At 67.4% G+C, this 16,318-nt stretch carries 16 protein-coding genes; 9 read left to right on the forward strand and 7 right to left on the reverse strand.

Annotated elements, in window-relative coordinates:
* Window positions 1-89: 89 nt before the first annotated feature.
* Window positions 90-1,286 carry a hypothetical protein gene (locus PWS46_RS08775; protein ID WP_434613848.1) on the reverse strand — a complete coding sequence of 399 codons (1,197 nt, stop codon included), beginning with the start codon at window positions 1,284-1,286 and terminating at the stop codon, window positions 90-92.
* A 150-nt stretch (window positions 1,287-1,436) separates the two neighbouring features.
* Complete coding sequence (locus PWS46_RS08780) at window positions 1,437-3,770, reverse strand: ATP-dependent helicase (RefSeq protein WP_434613851.1); 2,334 nt, start codon at window positions 3,768-3,770, stop codon at window positions 1,437-1,439.
* A gap of 579 nt (window positions 3,771-4,349) precedes the next feature.
* Here PWS46_RS08780 and PWS46_RS08785 point away from each other — a divergent pair.
* Window positions 4,350-5,030, forward strand: coding sequence for a LuxR C-terminal-related transcriptional regulator (locus PWS46_RS08785; RefSeq protein ID WP_434613854.1), 681 nt, complete (start codon window positions 4,350-4,352; stop codon window positions 5,028-5,030).
* 325 nt (window positions 5,031-5,355) lie between these two features.
* A complete protein-coding gene (locus PWS46_RS08790) occupies window positions 5,356-6,027 on the forward strand; it encodes a LuxR C-terminal-related transcriptional regulator (protein WP_434619952.1) in 672 nt (223 codons plus the stop codon).
* Between the two features lie 42 nt (window positions 6,028-6,069).
* Here PWS46_RS08790 and PWS46_RS08795 read toward each other — a convergent pair whose 3' ends face one another.
* Together PWS46_RS08795 and PWS46_RS08800 are read right to left on the reverse strand one after the other, a co-directional pair.
* Window positions 6,070-6,783 (reverse strand): alpha/beta fold hydrolase, encoded by a 714-nt coding sequence (locus PWS46_RS08795; protein WP_434613857.1) that lies wholly within the window; start codon window positions 6,781-6,783, stop codon window positions 6,070-6,072.
* A 240-nt stretch (window positions 6,784-7,023) separates the two neighbouring features.
* Window positions 7,024-7,572, reverse strand: coding sequence for a hypothetical protein (locus PWS46_RS08800; RefSeq protein ID WP_434613860.1), 549 nt, complete (start codon window positions 7,570-7,572; stop codon window positions 7,024-7,026).
* A gap of 299 nt (window positions 7,573-7,871) precedes the next feature.
* On the opposite strand from PWS46_RS08800, the gene PWS46_RS08805 reads away from it, so the two are divergent.
* Window positions 7,872-8,309: a YccF domain-containing protein gene (locus PWS46_RS08805; protein ID WP_434613867.1), complete on the forward strand. Its 438-nt coding sequence runs from the start codon at window positions 7,872-7,874 to the stop codon at window positions 8,307-8,309.
* Window positions 8,310-8,338: 29 nt separating this feature from the next.
* Here the strand turns inward: PWS46_RS08805 and PWS46_RS08810 are convergent, their stop codons facing one another.
* The gene (locus tag PWS46_RS08810) at window positions 8,339-9,553 is read right to left on the reverse strand and encodes a DUF3095 family protein (protein ID WP_434613870.1); all 1,215 of its coding nucleotides are present in this window, start codon (window positions 9,551-9,553) and stop codon (window positions 8,339-8,341) included.
* A gap of 247 nt (window positions 9,554-9,800) precedes the next feature.
* Here PWS46_RS08810 and PWS46_RS08815 point away from each other — a divergent pair, with 247 nt between their 5' ends.
* The 4 genes from PWS46_RS08815 (at window position 9,801) to PWS46_RS08830 (ending at window position 12,858) form a co-directional block, all read left to right on the forward strand.
* Window positions 9,801-10,166 carry a hypothetical protein gene (locus tag PWS46_RS08815; protein ID WP_434613873.1) on the forward strand — a complete coding sequence of 122 codons (366 nt, stop codon included), beginning with the start codon at window positions 9,801-9,803 and terminating at the stop codon, window positions 10,164-10,166.
* A gap of 60 nt (window positions 10,167-10,226) precedes the next feature.
* Window positions 10,227-12,140: a DNA mismatch repair endonuclease MutL gene (gene mutL, locus PWS46_RS08820; protein ID WP_434613876.1), complete on the forward strand. Its 1,914-nt coding sequence runs from the start codon at window positions 10,227-10,229 to the stop codon at window positions 12,138-12,140.
* A 143-nt stretch (window positions 12,141-12,283) separates the two neighbouring features.
* A complete protein-coding gene (locus PWS46_RS08825) occupies window positions 12,284-12,523 on the forward strand; it encodes an AbrB/MazE/SpoVT family DNA-binding domain-containing protein (RefSeq protein WP_434613879.1) in 240 nt (79 codons plus the stop codon).
* Window positions 12,523-12,858, forward strand: coding sequence for a type II toxin-antitoxin system PemK/MazF family toxin (locus PWS46_RS08830; RefSeq protein ID WP_434613882.1), 336 nt, complete (start codon window positions 12,523-12,525; stop codon window positions 12,856-12,858). The genes PWS46_RS08825 and PWS46_RS08830 overlap by 1 nt, the downstream gene beginning before the upstream one ends.
* Before the next feature lie 9 nt (window positions 12,859-12,867).
* On the opposite strand, the gene PWS46_RS08835 is transcribed toward PWS46_RS08830, so the two are convergent.
* Window positions 12,868-13,479 carry an NAD(P)-dependent oxidoreductase gene (locus PWS46_RS08835; protein ID WP_434613885.1) on the reverse strand — a complete coding sequence of 204 codons (612 nt, stop codon included), beginning with the start codon at window positions 13,477-13,479 and terminating at the stop codon, window positions 12,868-12,870.
* Between the two features lie 147 nt (window positions 13,480-13,626).
* Between PWS46_RS08835 and PWS46_RS08840 the strand changes: the two genes are divergently transcribed.
* A complete protein-coding gene (locus PWS46_RS08840) occupies window positions 13,627-14,064 on the forward strand; it encodes a winged helix-turn-helix transcriptional regulator (protein WP_434613888.1) in 438 nt (145 codons plus the stop codon).
* Here PWS46_RS08840 and PWS46_RS08845 read toward each other — a convergent pair.
* A complete protein-coding gene (locus PWS46_RS08845; RefSeq protein WP_434613890.1) occupies window positions 14,061-15,746 on the reverse strand; it encodes an alpha-amylase family protein in 1,686 nt (561 codons plus the stop codon). The two genes, PWS46_RS08840 and PWS46_RS08845, sit on opposite strands and share 4 nt — an antisense overlap.
* A 313-nt stretch (window positions 15,747-16,059) precedes the next feature.
* Here PWS46_RS08845 and PWS46_RS08850 point away from each other — a divergent pair, with 313 nt between their 5' ends.
* Window positions 16,060-16,281, forward strand: coding sequence for a hypothetical protein (locus PWS46_RS08850; protein WP_434613893.1), 222 nt, complete (start codon window positions 16,060-16,062; stop codon window positions 16,279-16,281).
* The last annotated feature ends 37 nt before the right edge of the window (window positions 16,282-16,318 follow it).

Consider the following 16,318-nt stretch of genomic DNA (forward strand, 5'->3'; position numbering starts at 1 on the left):
GAGAACAGAAGCCGCGTTTTTAGCATCAAGCCGGAAAGAGACCAAGGTTTCAGGTTATCGGGTGATATCCTTATTCGTCCGGCTGCCCGCTACCGCCCCGACAACCGGTCGGCGATGTCATGCATGCCCTGGGCGCGCAGGACCGACTGGCGGTGGCGCAGCAGCCGGCGGTCCAGCGCCTTCTCCACCGCCGCGCCGCCGAGCAGCGCGCCGTCCGCCCCCTTCAGCCGGTCGGCAAGGTCATGGGCCAGCATCCCGTCCGCCTTGGCGTCGCGGCGGTCGAGCGGCTGGTCGCCGGCGATGCTCTGGCGCAGACGTTCCAGCAGAACCGCCCGGCTCTGCGGCGCTCGGCCCTGCAGGGCGAGGCGGCAGACCCGGCGCAGGGAGGCGGCCATCGGCGCCAGCGCCGGATCGGGCTCGCGGTCGAACAGCCCGTCCGCCAGCGCGCAGAGCCCGGCATGCAGGCTGGGCTGGGCACCCAGCAACTCCTTCACCGTGTCGGCGGATCCCATGATGTCGGCGACCACCCCGTCCAGCAGGGCGAGATGGCGCGGTTCGGCGTCCTCGCCCATCATCGCCAGCAGCAGGTCCAGCTTTCCCGCCAGCGGCCCGCCGGCCTCCAGATGCTGGCACAGCAGGATCAGGAACAGCGCGTCATGACCGGCCGGCGCCACCGCCTCCTCGATGCGGTCACTGGTGCCGGACAGGTCGCCGGAGTCGAAGCGCGGCAGCCGGCGCCGTTCGGCCAGCGCGTCGCGGGCGGCGCCGATAACCGCCTCCACCAGTTGGCGCAGTTCGCGGGCGCGGGCGGCGTGGGAAACGCCGTGGATGTCGGCATGATGGCGGGCGGCGGCATGGATGGCGGCGCCCAGCAGCGCCCCCTGCTCCTCGAACCGGCGGAACAGCGGCCAGGAATGCAGCAGTTCGGTCGGGGTGATGCGCTGGGCGTCCAGATAGGGGCGCAGCAGCCGGCCGATCACCACCCGGCTCTCGAAGCCGCGCAGATCGTCGGGCGTGCGGCAGAGCGGCGCCCCCTCCGCCGTACCGCCCAAGGTCAGTCCCTTGCGCGGAGCCTGCGGCGCGGTCTTGTGCAGAATCACGGTTTCCAGCGACAGGCCGGCGATGGTGCGGAACTTCACCACCTTCGCCTCCTCCACCCCGGAGGCCGCCAGTTGCGAGCGGGCGGCCGACAGAGCCGACTCCTGGTCGGTGTAAGCCCCTTCGATGAGCCAACGGCCTTCGCGGCGGCTCTGCACCTCGTAGCTGACGCTGCCCGTTCCGAACACGGCGGATGGCCTCCGGCTCTGTTGCACCGTTGCAATCTTGAGCCGCACCGGCTGCCGCGGCTGTGACGGCCGTCACACTGCGGCAACCCGCCCTGTACGGATCAGCCCGCCTGATGGATCTGCCTGCCTTCTCGGCAGGCATACCCAAATTCAGCCCGCCTTGTCGGCGGGCACGACGAAGCTGTCCATCACCTTCTTGCTGCCGGAATGGTCGAAGTCGATCTCCAGCTTGTCCTCCGACACGGCGACGACCGTGCCGTATCCGAATTTCTGATGGAAGACCCGCGCTCCCTTGGCGAAGGGCGCATCGGGCCGCGCGCGCGGCGCCACCGCGTAGGCACCCTGGTCCAGCGTGATCGTCTTCGGCGCCGGCGCTTGCCGGGTGGAGCCGCGGAACTGGAATCCACCGGCCCCGCTGCCTCCGCCATACCCCCCTGCCCCGCCGCCGAAACCGCCCCCGAAGCCGCCGCGCCCGCCGCTGCCGGCGAACAGGCCGTTGGCGGCCTCCGCCTCCACATTGTCCTGCGGGATTTCCTCGACGAAGCGGGACGGCACGGCGCTGACCCAGTTGCCGTAGAGCCGGCGGTTGGCGGCATGGCTGACATAGGCGCGACGGCGGGCGCGGGTCAGGCCGACATAGGCCAGCCGCCGTTCCTCCTCCAGCCCGGCGATGCCGGTCTCGTCCAGCGCGCGCTGGTTGGGGAACACACCCTCCTCCCAGCCCGGCAGGAAGACATGGTCGAACTCCAGCCCCTTGGCACCGTGCAGCGTCATCACCGTCACCTGCTCGATCCCGGCGGCCTCGGCATTCTCCATCACCAGGGCGACATGCTCCAGGAAGCCCGGCAAGTTCTCGAACTCCGCCATGGCGGTGATGAGTTCCTTCAGATTCTCCAGCCGGCCGGGGGCCTCGGGCGTCTTGTCCTCCTGCCACATGCGGGTGTAGCCGGACTCGTCCAGGATGGTGCGGGCAAGCTCGGTGTGCGGCACCGTCGCCATCAGGGTCCGCCAGCGGAAGAAGTCCTGCAGCAGTCCGCGCAGGGTGGCGCGCAGCTTCGGCTTCAGCTCGTCGGTCTCGGTCAGCGCCCAGCCGGCCTCGGTCAGCGACAACCCCCGCGCGCGGGCAGCCGTGTAGAGGGTCTGCATCGCCGCCGGGCCGACACCGCGCTTGGGCAGATTGACGATGCGCTCGAAGGCGAGATCGTCGTCGCCGGAATTGACCACGCGGAAATAGGCCAGCGCGTCGCGGATTTCCTGCCGCTCGTAGAAGCGCGGGCCGCCCAGCACCTTGTAAGGCAGGCCGAGCGTGATGAAGCGTTCTTCGAACTCGCGGGTCTGGAAACCGGCGCGGACAAGCACGGCGATCTGCACCAGAGAGGTGCCTTTGCGCTGGAGCGTCTCGATTTCCTCGCCGACCCAGCGCGCCTCCTCCTCGCCGTCCCACACCGCCTTGACCTTGACGGGTTCGCCGCCGTCGGCCTCGGTCCACAGCGTCTTGCCGAGACGTCCCTGGTTGTTGGCGATCAGCCCGCTTGCCGCGGCCAGGATATGGCCGGTGGAGCGGTAGTTCTGCTCCAGCTTGACGATGGTGGCGCCGGGGAAGTCGGTCTCGAAACGCAGGATGTTGCCGATCTCGGCACCGCGCCAGGCGTAGATGGACTGATCTTCATCGCCGACGCAGCAGATGTTCTTGTGCGCCTGGGAGAGTATCCGCAGCCACAAATACTGCGCGACGTTGGTATCCTGATACTCGTCCACCAGAACATACTTGAACTTGCGGTGATACTCCGCCAGCACGTCCGGATTGTTCTGGAAGATCGTGATGTTGTGCAGCAGCAGGTCGCCGAAGTCGCAGGCGTTCAGGGTGCGCAGGCGCTCCTGATAGGCGCGGTAGATTGCCACCACCCGGCCGCCGGCCACCTCGCCGCCGTCGGCGTCGCCGAGACGATCCGGCGTCAGACCGCGGTCCTTCCAGCGCTCGATGGCGCCCAGCACCTGACGGGGCGGCCACTTCTTGGAATCGATGTTGGCGGCTTCCAGCAACTGCTTGATCAGGCGGACCTGATCGTCGGTGTCGAGGATGGTGAAGTTCGATTTCAGCCCGACCAGTTCGGCATGACGGCGCAGGATGCGGGCGGCCAGCGCGTGGAAGGTGCCGAGCCACCAGCCCTCCGGCTCGATCCCCACCAGATGGGCGACACGCTCGCGCATCTCGCGGGCGGCCTTGTTGGTGAAGGTCACCGCCAGGATCTGGAAGGCGGCGGCGCGCCGCGTCATCAGCAGATGGGCCAGCCGGGTGGTCAGCACCCGCGTCTTGCCGGTGCCGGCTCCCGCCAGCACCAGGACCGGTCCGTCCAGAGCCTCCACCGCCGCCCGCTGTGTCGGGTTCAGCCCGTCCAGATAGGCAAAGCGCTGCGCGGCAGCGGGAACGGCTGCGGCAGGAGCGGCGTGGCTCAGCGGATCATCATCAAAAGCGTCTGACATGGCGTCCCGGTCCGGGGATGAACGAAAATCTGCTCAAGCATGCGAATGCTGTGTTGCGGTTGGAACGTATACAGCACAGAGCCGGCCGGCACGACCCCCGTGAGCAGCGCCTCATCCCTTCGGGGACCGTGTTCCTCGGCGCCCGCGCTTATGCCGAATGGCAAGCTCTCGAGATGTAGGACTCCAACCAACGGGCGATGACATAGTCCTGATCTTCGGAGTCCATTGCCTATGATAGTCCATTATCGCTGTAGTTCAGTGTCCCGACGAAATCACAGGCATCAGGTTAACGATTTCCCCTTTTCTGTCACAGACAGTTATTCCACCTGACCAATGCGAGCTAATTTATGTCCGCATCTTGTCTTATGCAGGCTTACGGCATATGCCCATTGCTCGACGCGAAATTTACCTAAGCGAAATTTTGCGCGGCGCAAATCGGGGGTATCTATGGATCACAACGAGGCACCCCCGAACCCTGAGGGGGAATGGGCCGGACGCAGGAGCGGAAGGTCGGGGATGCCTCCGAAGCGCCAATCGGCGCCACATCGATCCGAACGGAACAAAAGGCGGGCTGAGACCATGGATGCCATCAACGTTTTCCTCATCGACGCCAACAAGCTTTTCCGTGAAGGCATGAAGCGCCTGTTCGAGGGCACGCCCTTCAACGTCGTCGGCGAGGCCGGCAGCCTGCGCGAGGGCCTGTCGGCGCTCGGCACCGGCACCAACCCCGACCTGATCCTGATCGACCTGCCGAGCGGCGCCGATGAGGAAGTCGATGCGATGCGCACGCTGCGTGAGAACCACCCGTCGATCAAGGTGGTCATCCTGACCAACGACTTGGAAACCCGCCGCCTGTCGGCCGCCCTGAGCGCCGGCGCCGGCGGCTATCTGCTGAAGGACATCGCCTGCGAGGCGCTGATGCAGTCGCTGAAGCTGGTGATGATGGGCGAGAAGGTGTTCCCGACCCATCTGGCCGAGTTGCTGGTCAACGGCCGCACCGAGGATATGGGCGCCGAACTGCCGACCCGCCGCAAAGGCCTGTCGCAGCGCGAGGTTCAGATCCTGCGCTGCCTGCTGAACGGCAACAGCAACAAGATGATCGCCAACCACCTGAACATCACGGAAGCCACCGTGAAGGTTCACCTGAAGAGCCTGCTGCGCAAGATCAACGCCTCCAACCGCACCCAGGCCGCCATCTGGGCGCTGAACAACGGCATCGGCGATCAGGCTGCCGAGACCGGCGTCGCCGCCACCGTCTGATCCCTTTCGGATCCATATCGACCGCTCTGCCAAAAGGTCTCGCCCGCCTTCCGTCCAGGCCGCCCGCCCCATCCATCCGGGGCAGGCGGTCGGCGGAGCGGAGCGTTGCCTTTTGCGGCACATTTCCGTTTCCGGCGCCCTGCATTCGGGGTGCGGCCCTGCCTCTCCACAAGGAAAGGGGGCCAGGGAAGTAGGACGGGCATAGAGGAAGCGGTCTAAGACCAAAAGCGAACTACAGCGTCAGAACCGGCGTTCCTATGTGAACGTCCGGGCCGATGACGCCATCCCGGTGTCGGATCGCCGCAACCTTCTGGAAATGCCCGCGATGAACGTGCTGATCGCCGACGATCACCTGCTGTTCCGAGACGGTCTGCGCCGGCTGCTGGCGCAATTCGACGCCGACATGACCTTTTTCGAAGCCAGCACCTATGACGAGGTGCGGGCGCTCTGCGATGGCACCAGACCCTTCGACCTGATCCTGCTCGATCTCGGGATGCCCGGCTGGACCGGATTCTCTGCGCTGGGCGACATCCATGCCAGCCTGCCGAAAGCGCTTCTGGTGGTGGTCTCGGGGTCGGAGAAGCGTTCCGACCTTCTGGCGGCTCTCGAGAACGGCGCCGCCGGCTATATCCCGAAATCCTCCAGCGCCAAGGTTCTGCTGGGTGCCCTTCAATTGGTGCTTGCCGGCGGCATCTATCTTCCCGAACAGGCGATCCGCGGTGGCGACCGCGTCGAGCAGATGCATGCCGGCCATGGCGGAAACGGCTCCGGCGACGCGACGGACGAATCCACCGCGCTGGGAAACGGCAACGGCGACCAGCTGACGCCACGCCAGCGCGACGTTCTGGCCCGCCTGCGCGACGGCAAATCCAACAAGCAGATCGCCCATGAGCTGGGGCTGACGGAAGGCACGGTGAAGGTCCACGTCACCGCGATCCTGCGGCATCTCGGCGTCCGCAACCGCACCCAGGCCGCTCTCACCGCCCAGAGTTTGTGACGGAGGGCGGCCGCGCCGCCCCCTCCTGCCCGCTTTGGCCTTCTACCGCTGAGCGCGCTCCACCGCGGAGACCAGCGCCAGCAGCGCGCCGCGCAGTTCCGCCGCATGGGTCCGCGGGCGGACGGCGGCGGCGTCGGGCACCGCGACGACCGTCAAGGTCCGGCAACCGGTCAGCCCGTCTTCCAGCCGTGTAAAGAGACCGGCCGGGTCACTGCCCTGCATCAGGGTCACCGGCACCCGGACTGCCGGCAATTCGGAATCGAGCTCTCCCAGATCACCGGACAGCACCGCCGGCAGCGCCCAACCGAAACGGGCGGCCAGCGCATTCCAACGGCGGCGCATCGGCGATTCGGCCCCGACATCGTCGACGATCATCACGCCGCCGACCCGCTCCGGGTAATCCAGCGCCGCGGCGATGGCGAGCGGCGCCGTCACCGCCCCCGCCACCAGCACCGGCCGGCGTCCGCCGCGCTCCACCAGCAAAGGGGAGAGGATCGCCGCCCCGGCAGACGCCGGCACGGTCAGCCATTCCTGGCCCGTCGGCACATGGTCCAGCAGGCGCCACCACGCCCCCTTGCCGGGGTGGAGGAAGATCACCCGCCGTCCCGACGGATCGCCGGCACGGTCGGCCGTGCGGTCGCCCACCCCGACCAGGGCATCATTCACGGCCCCGTCCACGGCCAAGCCGGTCACCGGGAAGCGGGCGGTATCTGCCCGTCCGGCGCGGACGGTGGAAGGTTGGGTGTGAAAGAACACGGTCGGGGTCCCCGGTGCTGGCATTCCGCGATGGGACTGTCCCATCGCCGAAGCCAACCCTAACGAAGCGGAACCCAAATCGTCCCGTACGATAAATCGGGCAGAAACCTTAACAGGGCCCCAAAAGCCGCCCTGTCCGCAAAAGGTTTCAGCCGCCGCCGAAACAGGACAAAAGCAAAGCAAATTCCAAGACTTGCCGGCTTGTGCCGACCACCGGCCGCCGGCCGGCAAGACAGCCGGTCAATGCAGGGTCACCTCCTCGCCCTCGCCATCCGGCATCACCGCCAGCGGACGGCGCAGTTCGCCGGCCAGGCTGCGCCATTCCGGCGCACCACCCAGCTGTTGCAGCAACTGTGCGGTGAAGGCGAAGACCGCATGTTCCAACGGCCCGTTGTCCTCGGCATGGGCGTTGACGGTCAGGCAGGATTCCGCGGCGCTTTCGAAGATGGCGGCCGCGGCGCTGGCGCCCGGTCCGGGATCCGGCAGCGGGATGGCCTGCGGCTTCTCCCCGCTCACGCGCAGGCGTGACAGGTTGTCGGCCAGCAGGCGGGTGCGGATGGCGTTGTCGACCGCGGCGGCCATGGTGTAACCGGCCTCTTCCTCGACGGTGGCCCGCAGGATGCGCAGACCGGCGATCAGCCCGCGGACCACGTCCCCATTGCCGCCGCGCTTGGCCGCCGCCGCGACGGCGGTGCCGAGGATGGCAGCGACCACCGGCGAGAGCGATTCGCCGTCGCCCGGAACATTCGGCGCATCGGCGCCGGAGTCGGTGTTCAAAGCCTCGTTCATGCGGCCTCCGATCCGTGTGAACCGGAAACGGGCGGCCCGCCGGCGATGCTGCCGACGAAGGACCCGTCCGGATGCGTCGTCATGATGCCTGTACCGGATCTGTGGACCGAACGGATACGGTTCAAGGCATGGATGGCATACACCACCCCCTCTTTCGCGCCGCCGGACGGGGTGCCCCATCTTCGGGGTGGCCAACTTCCAAAGGAGCGAGGTCCAAAAGGCCGGAAGCCGAACGGCCCGCCTCTAGGCGCGCGGTGCGACCGTCCCCACATCTGCGGCGAAAGGGAGGGTTTCTCGTCATGTCTCTGCTCAGTCTTCTCCTCAATGTGCTGTGGTTGTTCACGGGCGGCATCTGGATGGCGCTGGGCTGGTTGCTGGCCGCGGTTCTGATGGCGTTGTCCATCGTCGGCCTGCCCTGGGCCCGGTCCGCCCTGACCATCGCCCATTACACCCTGCTCCCCTTTGGGCAAACCGCTGTACGCCGGGATGAGTTCCGCGGGCGCGAAGACATGGGCACCGGTGCCTTGGGCTTCGTCGGCAATATCGTCTGGTTCGTGCTGGCCGGCTGGTGGCTGGCGCTCGGCCACCTGATCTCGGCGGTCGGCCTTGCCATCACCATCATCGGCCTGCCCTTCGCCTGGGCGCATCTGAAGCTCGCGCTGCTGGCGCTCTGGCCGGTCGGGACGGAGATCGTGCCGTCGGACGACGCCGGCCGGCGCGTGGCCGGGCGGCTCTGATCCCTTCACCTGCGCCGCTTTCCGCCAACTCATCCCAGGGCGGCGGATTCCATCCCCTTCGCCGCCCCGCCTTCCCGCCCTGATTTTTCCCGCGCCTTCATCGCCTTCAGCATGACCGACGCCCGCCAGAAGCCCAGTCCGGCGCCGTCGACGAAATGCACATGGCGGTCGGCCGTCACGTCGCCGACCAGACAGGTGACGGTGGTGGCATCGGCCCGCGCGGTGCCATAGCGGATCGAGCCGGCCTGGGCCGCCTGGGCCAGCAGAGTTTCGATCGCGTCCGCCTCCCCCTCCGTCACGTCCAGCACCAGCCGCGGCCCGCCCGCCGATTTGCGGAAATCGGTACGCTCCGCCATGTGGCGGCGGTAGCGCTGCGGATCGAAGCGGCCGAGCGTCAGCCCCAGCTTCAGCAACAGGACCAGCAGCCCCGACCCGGCCAGGGCCTTGCCCACCCGCCGGATGCCCGTTCCCAGGCGGGCGCCGTCCCGGCCGCCGCGCGCTTCCATCAGCAGGGCGCGCCAGTCCGGCGGCCAGCGCGCCTCCAGCCGCTCCCCAAGCCCCAACGGCGCGGCGCCGGCGGTGGGCACGATGGTTTCAATGGCGCGCTGGATGCGGGCCAGTTCCAGCAGCCCGGCCGCGCCGGGATCGACCGCATCGACGATCACGCACAGAACGGTCCCGTGCCGCGGCGGCACCGGGTTCCAGCGGCAGGACACCGACTCCAGCCCCGGCAACGGCCCTTCCTGCGGCGGCAGGCGCCAGCGCGCATCCTCCTTCACCCAGGCGTCGGCGGCCACCACCCCGGCGCCGAGGAACAGCCCGAAGCTGTTGCCGTTGCCGACGTCGTGCAGGGCGGCCATCACCTCCAGCCCCTGGTCGAGCAGCGCCCGCACCGGCACCAGCCCGACGCGCAGCGGCACATCCATCACCGCCGCCGACCAGTGGGCGAGTGCCGAGAGCGCAGCCCGCGCTGCATCCTCCCGCCCCGGCGGCACCGCGGCGATGGCGCCGTCGCCACCGAACTGGCAGGCTACCGGTTCCTGCCCGACCCGCACCGCGTCGGACAGCACCGCGACCACCCCGGCAGCGACGAAATTCACGTCTCGGTGACGGCCCTGCCCGGCCAGTTGCGTGCTGCCGGTGACGTCGGCCACCGCCAGCGACCACCCGCCGTCCAGCGCCGCATAGCAGCGGGGGTCCGAAGCCTCGGCGGCGAAATCGCGGATCACCGGCAACAGCGGCATGGCGGACCTTCCCCAAGGGGCAGCGACAAGGCGAGGACCGACCGTAGCACGGCCCCGGCCGTGACGGCAGGGTGGTGGAACCCTGAAAGCCGCGTGCCAGGAACGTCGGCTTGGATCCTGAATACTGAAATTACCGTGCCGTAACCGAAGCTTAGGTCATTAACCGTTGTTAAAGGATATGGCGCCGAAACTGTCGGAATATGTCGGCACGGTTTCAGGCCTTCGAAACGAGGGGACGTCGCTCTTCATGTCTTGGCTGTCGAAATTCTCCGGAGGCAACAAGGAACCGGGCGGCACGAAAGCCGCCGCGGAACCGCGTAAGGAGCGCCCGTCCACCCTGCCCAAAATCGTGATCGACCACCACGACTATGTGCCGGAGGAGTTCGTGCTCGGCTCCTTCCGCATCCGTCCCTATGACGGCGACCTGATCGCCAAGCAGAAGTTCGACTTCCGCCTGCAGTTCGACCTCGGCGGCGATCCGGTGGACGTGTCCTGCATCGGAATGGTGGTGAAGCTGACCGCAGAGGCCGGCCTCGTCGCCCGCTACCAGTCGCCACAACCCTTCTACGAACGCAAGCTCGTCGAGTACATGAAGGCGCTGAAGGGTCTTTAAGCGCGCTAACATGCCCGAAGATGGTGGTGCCGCGCGTCGGCTGCCACTATATCTATGGGCATGCCGATCCGTCTGCTTCCCGAAACACTGGTCAACCGCATCGCCGCCGGCGAGGTGGTCGAACGTCCCGCCGCCGCCGTCAAGGAGCTGGTGGAGAACGCCATCGATGCCGGCGCCACCCGCATCGACGTGGTGGCGCGCGACGGCGGCAAATCGCTGATCGCCGTCACCGACGACGGCTGCGGCATGACCGCCGACGAACTGGTCCTGGCGGTCGAACGCCATGCCACCTCAAAGCTGCCGGGCGACGACCTGCTCGACATCCGCTCTCTCGGCTTCCGGGGAGAGGCGCTGCCCTCCATCGGCGCGGTCAGCTGCCTGACCATCACCAGCCGCGCCCGCGGCGCCGACAGCGCCTGGAGCCTGACGGTGGATGCCGGCGCCAAGGGCTCGCCGCAGCCGGCGGCGCTGGCCCAGGGCACGCGGATCGAGGTGCGCGACCTGTTCGCCGCCGTTCCGGCCAGGCTGAAGTTCCTGAAGGCGTCGCGCACCGAATACGACCACATCGCCGATTGCCTGGAACGGCTGGCGATGGCCCATCCCGGCGTCGCCTTCACGCTCAGCGACGGCGGGCGCGGCGGCCTACGGTTGAGCGCGGCGCAAGGCGACCTGCTGGACGCCCGGCTGACCCGGCTGGGCGCCCTGATGGGCCGCGATTTCCAGGAGAATGCCGTCCCGGTGATGGCGCAGCGCGAGGGCGTGTCGCTGGCCGGCTGGATCGGGCTGCCGACCCTGCACCGCCCGACCGCCAAGCACCAGCACCTGTTCGTCAACGGCCGCCCGGTGCGCGACAAGCTGATGGTCGGTGCCGTGCGCGCCGCCTATGCCGATTTCCTGCCGCGCGACCGCCACCCGATGCTGGCGCTGTTCCTCGACATCGACCCGCAGGAGGTCGACGTGAACGTCCACCCGGCCAAGGCCGAGGTGCGCTTCCGCGACCAGGGTCTGGTGCGCGGGCTGATCGTAGGATCGCTGAAGCACGCGCTCGCCGAGGTCGGCCACCGCGCCTCCACCACCGTCGGCCTCGCCACGCTGGGCGCCCTGCGGCCCGAACAGTCCGGCGAGAGCGACAGCGGCTTCACCCCCTCGCCCCTTCCCTACGGCCGCTCCGGCGGCGGTTCGGGCGGGAATTGGGGAGGGTCCTACACGCCGGCCGCCGTGCCGCGCGGTCTGGCGGAGCGCTCCGCCGCCTTCCAGGCGCCGACCCAGACGGGCCTGCCGCCCCTGCAAGGCCGCCTCAGCGGTTTCGGCAACGGCTTCGCCCCCGGCGCCCGCCCGCCGGAATACCGCACCCCCGACCCGTCCGCGCAAAGGCCCGAGCCGCCGCCCGACAGCCACCCGCTGGGCGCGGCGCGGGCGCAGGTCCACACCACCTACATCGTGGCGCAGACCCGCGAGGGCATCGTCATCGTCGACCAGCACGCCGCCCATGAACGGCTGGTCTATGAGCGGATGAAGACCGCCCTGCTGGAAGGCGGGGTGAAGCGCCAGGCCCTGCTGATCCCCGAACTGATCGAGCTGGACGACCCCTCCGCCAACCGCCTGCTGGCCCGCAGCGCCGAACTGGCCGAACTTGGTCTGGTGATCGAGGGCTTCGGCCACGGCTGCGTCATGGTGCGTGAGGTGCCGGCCCTGCTCGGCCAGTCGGACGTGAAGAACCTGATCCGCGACCTTGCCGAGGAACTGTCCGAACTGGGCGACGCCCTGTCGCTGAAGGAGCGGCTGGAGGAGGTCTGCGCGACGATGGCCTGCCACGGCTCCGTCCGCGCCGGCCGCACGCTGAGCGTCGACGAGATGAACGCCCTGCTGCGCCAGATGGAAGCGACTCCGCACAGCGGGCAATGCAACCACGGGCGACCGACGTACGTCGAGTTGAAGCTGGCGGATATTGAGAGGCTGTTTGGGCGGAGGTAAGGGGGAAGCGCAATAAATAGTATAATGCGCGCTTGCAACATTCTGACCACTGAGAAGCCTAAAAGCCTGCGCTTCCCCCAGAGTTCACTCGACCCTCTTCTCCACGTCATGTATATTCCTCGTATCTACGGTGGGAGCCCATCATGCGCACCGAAGTCGCTCGTTGGGGCAACAGCCTTGCCCTTCGCCTGCCGAGACCGATTGCCGATCAGACCGGTTTCGCCGAAGGCACGCCGGTGGAAATAGAGGTCGAGGAAGGACGCATCGTCATTCGTCCGGCCACGCCGCGCTACGCCCTGGACGATCTGCTCGCAGGCATCACGGCGGACAATCTGCCGGACGAGTCCTTCGACGATGGGCCGCGTGGGCAGGAACTGCTGTAATGCTGCCGGATCGCGGCGATCTGGTGTGGATCGACTTCACGCCGCAGGCAGGGCATGAACAGGCGGGGCGACGGCCCGGATTGGTGCTGTCGCCCCGCGCCTATCACAATCGCACGCCCTTCGTCGTGGTCTGCCCGATCACCAGCAAGGTGAAGGGCTACCCGTTCGAAGTCGCGCTGCCGCCAGGGCTGCCGGTCGGCGGGGTCGTGCTGGCGGATCAGGTGAAGAGCCTCGACCGCCGCGTACGCCAACTCGACCCGGCCGGCTCGGTGCCCGAGGCGGTGCTCCAGCAGGTCCTTGCCAAACTGGCGCCCCTTCTGTCGCTCCGCCTCTGACGCCTCCCCTCAGTACCCAACTGTGAACCGCTTGCGCTCGTGATTCGGCATTTCAATCTCGTCGGCCAGCGCCACGGCGAAGTCTTCGTAAGAAATCCAGCTACGGCCAGTCTCATCCGCCAATAGTGCGTCCTCGCCCAGCCGGAACTTGCCCGTGCGCTCGCCCAGCACGAACTCGGCGGACGGCGACAGGAAGGTCCAGTTCAGGTCGGGCTCGGCCTTCAGGCGGTCGAGGAACTCGGCGCCTTTGGTGGCCTCGGCCTTGTAGATCTCGGGGAATTCCGGCAGGTCGAGCACGCGCACGCCCGGCGCCACCTCCAGGCTGCCGGCGCCGCCGACCACCAGATAACGCGGCACGCCGGACCGTTTCACCGCGCCGATCAGGCTGTCGGCATCGCCCATCAGGAACATCACCGCGCTGACCACCGCGTCATGGCCGGCCAGCAGCGGGGCAAGCGTCCCGGCGTCGTTGGCGTCGCCGGCCTTTACCGTCAGGCCGGGGGCGGCGACGACCTTGGAGGGATCGCGGACGATGGCGGTCACGCTGTGGCCGCGACGGAGCAGTTCGGCCTGGATGCGGCTGCCGGCGCGGCCGGCGGCGCCGATGATGGCGATCTTCATGGCAGGTGGTCTTCCACTAGGTTTCCAATGGTGACTTGATGGCCGTTTAGAAATCTGGTGTAAAGAAGGCACCTTTTCGTGACATGGTCACCCGTGTGTAACCGCTGGGCGTAACCGCCCGGGCCGACCTCTTGGGAGTGAATGCGGATGGACAACAGCCTGCTGGGGCTCGGCGGCAAGCGGCCGTCGGAGGTGGATGGACTCCCGGACGCCTATGCCTCCGCCTGCCCGACGCGGCAGGCGTTGGACCGCATCGCCGACAAATGGACGGTGCTGATCCTGGGACTGCTGGAAGGCGGGCCGATGCGCTTCAACCGGCTGCGCCGCGAGATCGAGGGCATCTCGCAGAAGATGCTGTCGCAGACCCTGAAAAGCCTGGAGCGTGACGGGCTGGTCAGCCGCAAGGTCTTCGCCACCGTGCCGGTCACCGTCGAATATTCCATCACGCCGCTGGGCGCGACGCTAGCCGAAACGCTGGTGCCGCTGCGCGTGTGGGCCGAAACCCACATCGCACAGATGCTGGAGGCCCGCGCCGCCTATGACCGCAACGATGCGGATGGGCCGGCCCGGCTGGATGTCGCCTAAACGTCGTCGCCGGGCTTCCTGTCCGCCTCCGTCCGGCGCAGCAGGTAATCCAGCCCGCCGACCCGGAACCAGCGATAGCCATAGGCCTCCATTACCAATCGGTGACGGCCTTCTTCGTCGGGTTCGCTGTGGTCCTCCGACAGCAGGTTGACCAGCCGGCAGGATTCGCCGTGCCCGTCGACGTCCAGCACGATCTCGCACGGTTGGTCCGACAGGTTGTGCAAAACCACCACGCCGTTGTTGCGCCAGTCATAGCGCAGAGCCAGCACCTCCTTACGGCCAGTCTTCAGCAGCCGGAAGTCGCCCCAGCCGATCTCCGGGCACTCCTTGCGCATGCGGATGATGCGCTCGGTCCAGTTCAGCAGCGATTCGGGATCGCGGCGCTGGATCGCAGCGTTGATCCGCTCGAACCCGAAGACGCCGCCGCTGATGACCGGGCTTTCCGGTTCGTCGGACTTGGTGAAGCCGCCATGCGGCTCGTCCGACCATTGCATCGGCGTGCGCGCGCACTCGCGCTCGGACAGGGACAGGTCGTCGCCCATGCCGATCTCGTCGCCGTAACGGATGACCGGCGTCCCCGGCAGGGTGAACATCAGGCTGTAGGCCAGCTCGATCCGCCGCCGGTCGTCGTGCAGCATCGGCGCCAGCCGCCGCCGGATGCCGCGGTCATAGAGCTGCATGGATTTCTCGGGCCCAAAGGCGGCGAACACCGCCTGACGCTGCTCGTCGGTCAGCCGGCCCAGGTCGAGTTCGTCGTGATTGCGCAGAAAGCTGCCCCATTGCGCGGTGGCCGGGCGCGGCTTGGTGATCTCCAGCGCCTTGGCCAGCGGCCCGGTGTCGGCAGTGGCCAGCGCATAGAACAGGTGCTGGTTGACCTGGAAATTGAACATCATGTGGCAGCGGTCGCCGTCTTCGCCGAAATATTCCAGGTCGTCCTCCGGCAGGATGTTGGCCTCCGCCAGCAGCACGGCGTCGCCGCGCCGCCACTGCACGAATTCGCGGAAACTGCGCAGCATGCCGAACTGCTCTTTCGGCTTGGTGATGTCCGCCCCCTTCTCCGCGATGATGAAGGGCACGGCATCCATCCGGAAGCCGGCGACGCCCAGCTGAATCCAGAAGCCCATGATCTTCAGCAGTTCGGCATGCACCTCCGGGTGCGAGGTGTTCAGGTCGGGCTGGAACTTGTAGAAGCGGTGGAAATACCAGGCCTTCGCTTCGCGGTCATAGGTCCAGGTCGATTTCTGCACGCCGGGAAAGACCAACCCCTGGTCGGCATTCTCCGGCTTCTTGTCGGACCAGACATACCAGTCGCGGTATTTGCTGTCGGGATCGCTGCGGGCCTGCTGGAACCAGGGATGCTGGTCGGAGGTGTGGTTGATGACCAGATCGATGATCACCCGGATGCCGCGCTGCTCGCAGGCGTGGGTGAACTCCACGAAGTCGCCCAGCGTGCCATAGCGCGGATCGACGTTGTAGTAATCGGCGACGTCGTACCCGCCGTCCTTCATCGGCGAGGTCTGGAACGGCCCCAGCCACAGGCAGGTCACGCCAAGCCCCTGCAGGTAATCCAACCGGCGCAGCAGCCCCTGGAAATCGCCGATGCCGTCGGCGTTGGCGTCCATGAAGGTCGACAGCGACAGATTGTAGATGACCGCGTTCTTGTACCAAAGGTCCCGGATCATGGCCGCTCCATCCCTTTTGCCGATCCCCGGCCCTGAAAGCGGGGCCGACAGGCGGGCAACAGCGGCAGGGGCGGTTTGGTTGCGGGGAGGACCGGTCCTTGGCGGAAAGACTCCCTGCGGCAAAGTTGCAGGTCAGGCATCGGGCATCTGGCATGCAAAACTTTTTGCGATGGCATGCCAGTTTGCTTATGTTGCAGCACAGCATGGCTCGGCCGTCACCGTGGGCGATCACCGTCCGCGGGGGATGCCGTTTGCGGTCATGCGCTGTTGTTCCTGTCGACGCCCTCCCCTCTCCGATAAGGACGTTTTCACCATGATCGAGACCCAGGCCCTTCTGTTCCTCGCGCTGACCGGCATGATCGGCCACGCCGTCTATATGGCCAGCGGACGCGGCGGCTTCACCGTGATCGAGCCCGAGAAGGATGAGGCGGAGGAAGAGCCGGGCATCCTGTTCTCGTCCGAACGGTTTCAGCAGGCCTCTCAGAGCGACCCGAAATCGGACAAGGCGAAGGATCGTCCCTTCTGGATCGAATGACGGAATGGGCCGGGGTGCTTTGCGCATCCCCGACCCA

This window comes from Azospirillum sp. B2RO_4 (assembly GCF_051124815.1).
Classification (GTDB): domain Bacteria; phylum Pseudomonadota; class Alphaproteobacteria; order Azospirillales; family Azospirillaceae; genus Azospirillum.